At 59.3% G+C, this 8,676-nt stretch carries 10 protein-coding genes and 2 pseudogenes; 6 read left to right on the plus strand and 6 right to left on the minus strand.

The annotated features are described in order from the left end of the window. Positions 1-192 (minus strand): annotated as a pseudogene (locus M3I54_RS42635) (IS256 family transposase); the annotation flags it as partial. A 1,017-nt stretch (positions 193-1,209) separates the two neighbouring features. Here M3I54_RS42635 and M3I54_RS42640 point away from each other — a divergent pair. Then, a pseudogene (locus tag M3I54_RS42640) lies at positions 1,210-1,948 on the plus strand (transposase); the annotation flags it as partial. 217 nt (positions 1,949-2,165) lie between these two features. Then, complete coding sequence (locus tag M3I54_RS42645; RefSeq protein ID WP_254346279.1) at positions 2,166-2,717, plus strand: hypothetical protein; 552 nt, start codon at positions 2,166-2,168, stop codon at positions 2,715-2,717. 160 nt (positions 2,718-2,877) lie between these two features. Here the strand turns inward: M3I54_RS42645 and M3I54_RS42650 are convergent, their stop codons facing one another. After that, positions 2,878-3,303, minus strand: coding sequence for a hypothetical protein (locus M3I54_RS42650; protein ID WP_254346281.1), 426 nt, complete (start codon positions 3,301-3,303; stop codon positions 2,878-2,880). Between the two features lie 622 nt (positions 3,304-3,925). Here M3I54_RS42650 and M3I54_RS42655 point away from each other — a divergent pair. Beyond that, positions 3,926-4,225 carry a hypothetical protein gene (locus M3I54_RS42655; protein WP_254346283.1) on the plus strand — a complete coding sequence of 100 codons (300 nt, stop codon included), beginning with the start codon at positions 3,926-3,928 and terminating at the stop codon, positions 4,223-4,225. Positions 4,226-4,255: 30 nt separating this feature from the next. Here M3I54_RS42655 and M3I54_RS42660 read toward each other — a convergent pair whose 3' ends face one another. After that, complete coding sequence (locus tag M3I54_RS42660; protein ID WP_254346288.1) at positions 4,256-4,555, minus strand: H-NS histone family protein; 300 nt, start codon at positions 4,553-4,555, stop codon at positions 4,256-4,258. A gap of 197 nt (positions 4,556-4,752) precedes the next feature. Here M3I54_RS42660 and M3I54_RS42665 point away from each other — a divergent pair, with 197 nt between their 5' ends. The 3 genes from M3I54_RS42665 to M3I54_RS42675 all read left to right on the plus strand — a co-directional run bounded on the left by M3I54_RS42665 (position 4,753) and on the right by M3I54_RS42675 (position 7,106). Next, positions 4,753-5,442 (plus strand): hypothetical protein, encoded by a 690-nt coding sequence (locus M3I54_RS42665; protein ID WP_254346290.1) that lies wholly within the window; start codon positions 4,753-4,755, stop codon positions 5,440-5,442. A gap of 693 nt (positions 5,443-6,135) precedes the next feature. Next, positions 6,136-6,486, plus strand: a complete 351-nt coding sequence (locus M3I54_RS42670) for a hypothetical protein (protein WP_254346292.1) — start codon at positions 6,136-6,138, stop codon at positions 6,484-6,486. Positions 6,487-6,914: 428 nt separating this feature from the next. Continuing rightward, a complete protein-coding gene (locus tag M3I54_RS42675) occupies positions 6,915-7,106 on the plus strand; it encodes a hypothetical protein (protein WP_254346294.1) in 192 nt (63 codons plus the stop codon). Between the two features lie 179 nt (positions 7,107-7,285). Here M3I54_RS42675 and M3I54_RS42680 read toward each other — a convergent pair whose 3' ends face one another. The 3 genes from M3I54_RS42680 to M3I54_RS42690 form a co-directional block, all read right to left on the minus strand. Beyond that, on the minus strand, positions 7,286-7,510 hold the full coding sequence (locus M3I54_RS42680) for a hypothetical protein (RefSeq protein WP_254346296.1): 225 nt from the start codon (positions 7,508-7,510) through the stop codon (positions 7,286-7,288). Between the two features lie 162 nt (positions 7,511-7,672). Continuing rightward, complete coding sequence (locus M3I54_RS42685; protein WP_254346299.1) at positions 7,673-8,275, minus strand: H-NS histone family protein; 603 nt, start codon at positions 8,273-8,275, stop codon at positions 7,673-7,675. Between the two features lie 223 nt (positions 8,276-8,498). Then, positions 8,499-8,676 (minus strand): transposase domain-containing protein (locus M3I54_RS42690; protein ID WP_254343812.1); only part of this gene is annotated, 178 nt, incomplete at its 5' end.

Raw genomic sequence — 8,676 nt, forward strand, 5'->3', positions numbered from 1 at the left:
CGCCGGATAACCCAGATGGTGTCCAAGTTCGGCACCCAGCGCCCGCTCGATCAGCGCCTTCTTGAACGCGGCTGAAGCGGCGTGCACCGCTTCGGCGGTCATGGGTCCCTTCACGAACTGGTCGATCAGCTCCTTCGGAATGGACGGTAACGCTGTCTGCGCTTCGGTAGTTGTCTTGGGTTTGCGTGGCATACATGCTCCTTGAGCTACATGTTATGCCTTGAACACAAAATCTATGACAGACCCTGGCGACGACGCGCCACGTGGACGGCATGCTTGAGCTAAGGCAACGCTAGCCGTTTCTCTTCATCCAACAGTGGAGCGTCATACAACGCGGTCTCATCCACCTCGATTTCGAGCGTTGACTCGATCATCGGGACGGCGGAACGAACGAGATCATCGTATTGCCGCTTCGCATTGTTCGCGACGAGTGTTCCCGCCGGCTTCTCTTCGAGCAGCTTGCCCGTCGCGTCGACGTCGGTCCCGCGCGCGTACGCTTCGGAGTAGTTGGCCGCGGCGTTCCGCAATTTGAAGAGCGCCTTGTCCAGATCCTCGGTGGCGGGCGGCCGCACCAGAATACCGCCGACGAAGACCACCTGTGACAATCCGAGTACCTGGAGCATGGTCTCCGGCACTTCGAACGTCGCGAGATAAGATGCGCCATCAAGAACCAGCGCAACCGCCACCGCAACGCTAAACACGATGGTCTGCAGTTTGTAGACATCGAACTCACGATTGGTTAGCACGAGGTCCTTCCATTCGGGTCCTCTCACCTGCTGCTTTTTTATTACGTTGTTGCTCTGCAGCCATGCCCAGTTGTCGAAGCTCAGCCGCGTCTTGGAGGTATATGTCACCTGTGACACCGCTGCACCGATGCCCGAAATGCCAAGCAAAGCGACAACGGTCACAGATAGATCAGTCAATGCACCTGTTCTCAACACCAGCGATAGCACAAGACTGCCGACCACAAACGAAAACATCAAGACCTGGAACTTCTGTACGCTTGCCTGATTAAAAGCGTTCGATGTGAGTTGAACCGGATTGATGAAATCGATTGCTTCGAACGGCTTGGCGGCGAACACTGACGGATATTTTTCTGCAAGCTTTTTCTCCATTCCATTGCCGCTAAGAATGGCCTTGCGCGACTTGTGGACCGCCGCAATCGAGAGAAAGAACACCGTCAGCGAAACCAAGATCCAGAAGTAGGCTAAGCTCTTCACGCAAGCAGTCGTTGCCATCGACGGCAGCAAGTTCAAGGCGGTCAACAGCCGCGACAACAACTTCACGCCCAACAAGATCGCGAAGCGTCGGGAACAGATCGAGCAAAGCATCCAGCGCTATCTGGATGCGCTGGAGACCGCTGATCGCACGCAACGCCGAGGTGGAAGCGAAAACCGATCGGCTTCGGGAAAAGATCGAGACGCTGCGTGAACAGATGCGCGATCTGGATCGTGCCGCAGAACTATTGAATGATTTACCGGGCAAACAGGTCTCGCTGACTGATCCCGACTCGCGCTCGATGATGTCCCAGGCCAAGGGCACGGGCGTAGTGGGCTACAACGTTCAGGCGGCCGTCGACACGAAGCATCGCCTCATTGTGACCCATGAAGTGACGAACGCCGGAAGCGACCGCGCGCAGCTAAGCCCGATGGCCACGGCCGCTCGCGACGCCATCGGCAGGAAGAGGATCAGGGCACTGGCCGATCGCGGATACTTCAATGCCACGGAGATCAAAGCCTGCGACGACGCTGGTATTGCAGCGCTGGTGCCGAAAACACAGACATCAGGTGCGAAGGCTGACGGACGATTCGACCGGGCCGACTTCATATACATTGCAAAAGACGACCAATACCTGTGCCCGGCGGGTCAACGGCCGATATACCGATACACCTCCTTCGAAAGCGCCAATCTGCTGGAGCTGCGAACGTACTGGAGTAGCGCTTGCCCGCTGGAGTCTCCGGGATGTTGTCGCCGATCCTGTTTTAGTCTGGATGCCGAGATTCATGTGAACCGGCAGGGTGTGAGCCTCATCGAGCATGAGCGGCGTTTGCGAGTTCGCAGACCCGGTTATGGGCACGTCGGCAACGGGTTCATTCGTGCATCAGTAGCAACATCTTGCGCGAGCAGTGCCAGCGTCGAAACGCAAGGACACGCGAGGACGGACCATGCTTAAAGAACTCCACTGGAAGCGCGGACTGCTGCGTCTTTGGGCGGTAGCCACGCTGCTCTGGATCGTTGGCACGCTTTGGTCGGTCGTGGTCCCTCATTACTTCGCTGATGTCCCGCTAACACCCAGCGCGACTGAGATTCAGAGGAACGTCCAGAATCAGCTCGACTGCCTCGGCCATGACGATGCCACTGACACTGACAAGCCTTGGCTCCGCCGGAAGTGCCCCGCCACGCCTCCCGTTCAGGACCCACGCGTGGACATCACAATCCAGCCCGCCAACGATGGCTCGCTGACGATTACCCCCGGGGATGGTGCGCGGATTGAGGGTGTGCCCCGGAGCGTCAGTGCGAAGGAAATCGCGGACAAACTTCACCGAAAGTTTGCCGAGGAAGACTCCAGGACGTTATACGAAACCGCAGGGCGCGACGCAGTTCTTGTCCTTGCGCCGCCGTTCGTCGTGCTCCTGATGGGGTTTGCGTGCGCGTCGGTGCTTCGGGCAATCCCGGGACATAAACGGGAGAGTAACCTTATGGATAAGCGTCCGTAGATCGTCCCTGGGCACGGAAGTGGCCGGGGTCAATGGGTGGGACAGGCGCCGTGATGCCAAACGGCTGAAGTCCGACTGACCCGCCATTGCGTGCGGTATATCTGCCTGCGCTCAGGGTCGCGGCGCCTGACAGACCGAGTCCGTTTGTCTCGCCCAGGTTTCAGGCGCCTAGCGGGTGTTTGAATGGCTGTACGTCAGATCGCCCACCAACTGTTCGCCCCGTCCGACGCTCGAGCGATTCCTTGCGCTTTTCTTCAGCGTTTGCGACGAAGTCGGACAGTTCGCGCTCCATGGCTGAATCCTTGGCACCCGGCTTCCACGTCGCGGCTCCATACCGCCGGCGCGTGGTCCGAGCCAGCGCTAACGCTGCCATCGCAGCTTTCGCACATTCGTATTCAACCTGACCGCAAAGATCGACCGGCTCACCGAATTCGCGGAATGCTTCCACATACTCCCGAGCGGCGTGCGCCGTTGCCGGGTACTCGCGCAGTTCGGAGATCACTCTGCGGCTCAGGACATCCCACCGCAACTTGTCCGGGTAGGCAAACGCGGGAATGGACACGCCCTTGCTGGCTTCGCGGCTCATAGTGCCGACTGGCTCCGATGCCGCCCATGCGGCCTTATGCATCATCGTCCGACAGGTCCGAGCGTAGCTTTCCAGCGATAGCGCCAGCTCCAACGATGTGTCACGCTGGTGACGCCTGCGCTCCCGGCCATCCCGCGCGGTGATCCATGCAAGCGTTACGACAGAGCCGACCGTCGCCGACGTTAGCGCCAAAGTAATCGGAGTGTTCCAGCCAGGTCGCGGGAGATATTCAAGCCATTCCTGCAGCATACTGAGCGCCTCGGAGAAAGAGGTGCACAGAGTATAAGCAATCGTTCGCCGGCATATTTGACGGGAAAAAGGCGGTGTGTATTTTTGCCACAAACGCTTCAGCCGGGCGGCGCCTGTCTTGACAGATCGAGCCGAAGCGAGGCGCTCGTTCGCCCGGCACCGAAGAAAGAGCGGTCAAAGGATTCAGGCTGCCTCGCTTCTGCGCAGACGGGGAAGCGACGCTGGGGCTTGCGCCGGAAAGCGCAAGGTGCCGGCAGGGCGAGGCTGCGACCACGCCGGTCTGCGCTGGACAACTTCCTGCTTCGCGAACTCTCTCCAGGGCAGAACTCGACAACAATGCATAGAGCGAACAAATCAATGGAGCGCTCGGGGAATGACACTGCCTCGCGCGGTACGGCTACCCGGTCGTACCCGCGCCGTGGAGATTGCTGTCATCGTTCCTTTCAAGGTCGTTGATGTCGAGCGCAAGCACACGCCCGACATCGCGCGCGAACTCTTCCATGATCGCGAGACATTCCGGGCTGCCCGGCAAGCAATCTTCAGGATTCCTCTTGCCCTGTGCCCGTCTGATCGCGCGGATCCCGCGCTTCAGCCCAGACAGGATCGTTCCATGGAAATTTCGGTGGCTCATGCGTCATGCACGCATTTTCGGCAGCCGGCTCACAAACTTTAGCGGGTGGACATGGGTGGCGCGGGCTGGCATTCAGCGCGATATGAGAAAGCGGTCGCGGTTCTTTGCGTCCTTTATCCAGTTTGGCGCTCGCCCCCTACCCGACCAGGTCGCCCCCGTCTTCGGGTCACGGTATTTGGGTGGCACGACGCCTGTGCTGGACTTCGTGCGTGCGCCTCGCCTGCGTCCGAAGATGTCCCGTTCCGTAAACCCGTAGTCGACAACCTTGGCGCGGATATCCGCGAGTACCGCCTCAAACTCCGCCGCCCGCGCCGCCGCGGCCTGCGCCTCGAGCGCGGCCATTTGCGCCTTCAATTCCTTGAATGTCGCCACGATTCATTCCCCTCTCCGGGCACGCTGATGGCGATCTTAGCTCGCTTCGATTCTGGGCGATTGCTAGCTGCCCCCGCGGCAGCGGGGCTCGCCGCTAGCAACACTTCGTCCGCGCAAGCAACAATGAGCAATAATGAAAAGAATCTCCAACTCACGACGCCAGGTCTTCCGGTTTCATCGCGGTCGGGAGCTTACTCATGAAAATCCACAGCGCGACGCCATACCTGTCATTGCTCGCGAGGCACTCGTCCTATGCCGCACTGTTGTTCGGCTGCCTGACAAATCCCCCCGCGGCGCAGGAGCCAGCAAGTAAACCCGGCACACCCACTGCTGACGCGCCAAGCTACAAGGTCGGTGATACGTGGACCTTTATATGGGGGCGAACCGACTCCAGGCCCGGGACCCCTCTTGTTATGACGGTAGTAGCGGTAACAGAGACGCAGACGACGATGTCGTCCTCGTGGAACGGCGGCCCCCCAAAGGAAAACCACTACGACAATCAGGGAAACCTGACGCGGGACGGCAACGGAACAACGTATGAGCCAAGCAATGGAACCCTGAGTTTCCCAATGACTGTGGGAAAGAGCTGGGACTTTCATCATGTCCGGCGTTTCACGGTCGGAACCATTGACGTCAGCGGCCAGGATGAGATTGTTGCATTCGAACGGGTACAGGTACCCGCTGGTTCATTTGACGCCTACAAGATAGTCAGCCACGGGGTGAATGCCAAGCGGCTTGATCGCTTGTACGATGCGCCGTTCACCGAAACCTACTGGTATGCGCCAAGCGTTAAAAAGGTCATCAAGTCGGATTACGTGCTGTATCTCGATCACCAGGCGCTGCTGACCCGTACTTCCGAATTGAGTGCTTTTTCACTTGCTCCGTGACGTTGCTGGATGCGAGCATTGGCCGTTCCTGCGCCTGCGCGGCGAGACCCTCCGGCAGCAGAGCGAGATATGCCCCTGGCTCCGTTTCCTACTGCTCCAGCACACCGCGCGACCCACTCGCCTGTCTGTCGGCGGGGATTTTCCCGATGGTGTCTGGACGTTTTCAGGTGCCGTCGATTTTGCAGACAGTGTCTGGATAATCTCTCCCTCAGGAGAGGCGAGATAGAACGCGCGCATGCTGGCCAGATTGCCCGCCAGTCTCTTGCTGCACATCTTTTTTTGCCGCCGACAGGCGTTGGTGGCTAGCAATGTCGATTGACGGTTAGCTGCATCACGTGCTCATGACTCCCAGCACTGCTTATCCGGGAGTACCACCTGATCAGGAAGCTTCGTCGCGCGGCACACAGTCTTCCGGTCGCCGGTTCCCATGAGTTCGACGGCTGCGCAACGTCCAGCGAGGTCATGGCAGCGATGGAGGACCGCCGGAACCGGTACACAGGGCGCCTTCTATGGCCAGGGCCCACCACGACATGCAAACTTTAATCTGGTGGTCGCTCTTGATCCCGGGGTGAAGATCTCAATATGACGTGTCAAATCCAGATCAACCGCCTACCGGACATGCCCAACAACAAGCACTCTCGATCCACGCGTCGGCCAGCTACCGGTACGCACGCAAAGTCGCTCTTTCTCCCCATGCCCCGCCACGAAGCCTCAGATCTTGCGCTGCGTGCACGGATCGCACTTGAGCGTCTGCGCAATGGCGAAGCAGACCGCTCCCTGATCAATCTTGTCTCCCAGGTGGCTATCATTACGAGCTTCATTGCCCGCGCGGGACATGGGCAGCTCGATATCGCGGAGATCGAACGCGTTGAGCGTGACCTCGGAGAGTTACTCAGCGATGCCGATCGCACCGGAGTATGGCATGTGCCCGAATCGTTGATCGCGGGACTCACGACCGTGATCAACGAATACGACCACCAGCTCTGCGTGACCCGGATGGAGATCGTTGTCCGGGCGAGTGATCATCTTGAAAAAACTTGTTGATCTCGCCGCGCGAGACACGCGCACCAACGACGGTCAACTCCACGTTGCACGGTAGTCTCACTATCCGTCATGCGCCGGAATCACGGATCCGTCAGCGCGACGTGCGCTAAAGCTCGCCGGTGAATGAAGACGCACGGATGTGAGAAGGGCGCGCGCAAATGTCAGACGGTTGGTTCTCGCCAGCTCGATGGTAACCCCCCCATAGATGGAGACCAAACCCTGGCGCGTGCGTCTCAAAATAATGTGGATCGCGAGCGGTACAGCCCGCCATTGCCTGCGAAAGCGCGCAAGCGCTCACAACAGACAATTCCGTAACGCTCAACGCAACGAAGACAGGTGTATCCCGCGCTACACTGCGTCCACAACCCTGCATAGTCCTGCGCGCGATAAATGTGCGGCTGGCAACCACGTCCCCAGAAGCAAACAACATGGAAATTCGCGTCGCTTATGAACATAGCCTGGCGTCTGCACCGGAAGAATTCATTGTTCAGGTACCGTCGCAACTCGTGACCGATATTTCCGCGAACGTGCCGCGCGCCCTGTTGCCGGAGTTCATCGCCAGCCTGATCGTCGAACGCTCACCGAGAATTGGAAAGATTCGCAATCTCAGGATTCTCTAGCGGACTGCTTCTCCGCAGTGACGTCTGCCTGACGACCGGCGTTGTTGCGCAGCCTCGAGAAAACTCAGAAAAGGCTTTGCTGCCTGGCGTCGCTAACCGGCGGCAGTGAAGGTTTCTGGCGTCGTGCGCCCGTGCGTCGGCGAATAACACGGCGCACGTGAGCGATGAGTTCGAAACGCTCATCCGCTGAGCGTAAGCCTGAACTGCGTCAGCCCGTCCGGTCCGATGCCATGCTGCACCCGCAGCGAAGCACGCATGCCGAGCCGACGGGCACGGTCCACGAGCTGCGCGCGGCTCATGCCCGGCCACGCGAGCGAGATCAGCCGACCGACCGCCGAAGGAACGGACTCCTGTAGACAGTCAGCCGGCAACGCCAGAGAAACAATCTCGAAACGGTGGGCCATGGGGTTCAATGCGCAGGGTCTGCGTCCGTGCTTCCTCATGTACATACGTGGCGTCGCCCAGACGAAGGCGACGCGCAAAGGGTCCTGAGTGATCAGTCGTAGCGGGCCGCCAATGCAGCGTGGCCAGCATGTCGGTGCGCCAGCTACGACTGTATCGCCCCGTTACGCTGCTGCGACTTCAGGCGTGACGGCAGCCTCAACGGCGGCCGGTGCCTTTTTGGCAGCAACCTTGCGCGGTGCCGAAGCGTTTTTCGCGGGCGCAGCGGCCTTGCGTCCACGCACACCTTTTGCCGGAGCAGCCGCACCCCCTCCAGCCTTTTTCGTGGCAACCGTCGTCTTCACCGCCTTTTTAGCCGCGACACGTTTCGCGGCAGCCTTCTTCGCGGGAACTGCCTTTGCGCCGGCATCCTTTGCCGTCGCACCCGCATCAATCAGGAATTTCGCGCGATTCTTGACATCGCGAATCCAGAGCGGTGCCAGGCCACGGCCCGACCACGTCGCGCCCGTTTTCGGATCCGCATATTTCGGCGCAACGTGATGCACGGCCGCACGCGGGGTTTTTGCTGCCGCTTTCGCTTGCGCAACCCCAAGCTTGCGACCGCGCCGTTTAGCAACAAAGCCTTCAATGTCAGCAACAGTCAGTCCGTGCTTTTGCATCAGATCACGGATTTTGGTCAGGCCCACCGACGACTGCTTTTCGGCAATCGCCGCTGCCTGCTTCTGGAGTTTTGCAATTTTCGAGTTGATTGCGTCCAAGGTAACCATGTCTATTCCTCCTGTGGGGTTTACCGTCCATGCGATCCTGGAACTTCCCTGGTTTATTTCCCAGGCACTTCGAAGTTCGGTCTGCCCGTCAGAATTGACGCCATCGTCGCGGTCGTGATTATGACTTTATCGGTACGCTAGTGCAAATTGAATGTATGCGATCCACGAACGACGCCCTTCAGAGTATGGTAGCGGAGCGCGTGAGGTGTGATAGTGATGCGGGTCAGCGGAGGTCCGCCGGCATTTTCCAGGGAAGCAACGCGTCGTAGTCGTCGACGGTTTTCGCCAGAGGCAGGTGTTGGAACAGCCAGGTGAGGTACCGGTAGGGATCGATGCTGTTTGCCTTGCAGGTCTCGACGAGCGTATAGAGATTGGCGCTCGCGTTCGCGCCTTCGACGGTG

It is taken from the genome of Paraburkholderia sp. CNPSo 3274 (assembly GCF_024206475.1).
Lineage (GTDB): Bacteria > Pseudomonadota > Gammaproteobacteria > Burkholderiales > Burkholderiaceae > Paraburkholderia.

Excerpts from the sequence above, each read along its gene's own strand:
- M3I54_RS42645 (WP_254346279.1), top strand. The coding sequence starts at position 2,166 with ATGCTTAAAGAACTCCACTGGAAGCGCGGACTGCTGCGTCTTTGGGCG.
- M3I54_RS42650 (WP_254346281.1), bottom strand. The coding sequence starts at position 3,303 with ATGAGCCGCGAAGCCAGCAAGGGCGTGTCCATTCCCGCGTTTGCCTAC.
- M3I54_RS42655 (WP_254346283.1), top strand. The coding sequence starts at position 3,926 with ATGACACTGCCTCGCGCGGTACGGCTACCCGGTCGTACCCGCGCCGTG.
- M3I54_RS42665 (WP_254346290.1), top strand. The coding sequence starts at position 4,753 with ATGAAAATCCACAGCGCGACGCCATACCTGTCATTGCTCGCGAGGCAC.
- M3I54_RS42670 (WP_254346292.1), top strand. The coding sequence starts at position 6,136 with ATGCCCCGCCACGAAGCCTCAGATCTTGCGCTGCGTGCACGGATCGCA.
- M3I54_RS42675 (WP_254346294.1), top strand. The coding sequence starts at position 6,915 with ATGGAAATTCGCGTCGCTTATGAACATAGCCTGGCGTCTGCACCGGAA.
- M3I54_RS42680 (WP_254346296.1), bottom strand. The coding sequence starts at position 7,510 with ATGGCCCACCGTTTCGAGATTGTTTCTCTGGCGTTGCCGGCTGACTGT.
- M3I54_RS42685 (WP_254346299.1), bottom strand. The coding sequence starts at position 8,275 with ATGGTTACCTTGGACGCAATCAACTCGAAAATTGCAAAACTCCAGAAG.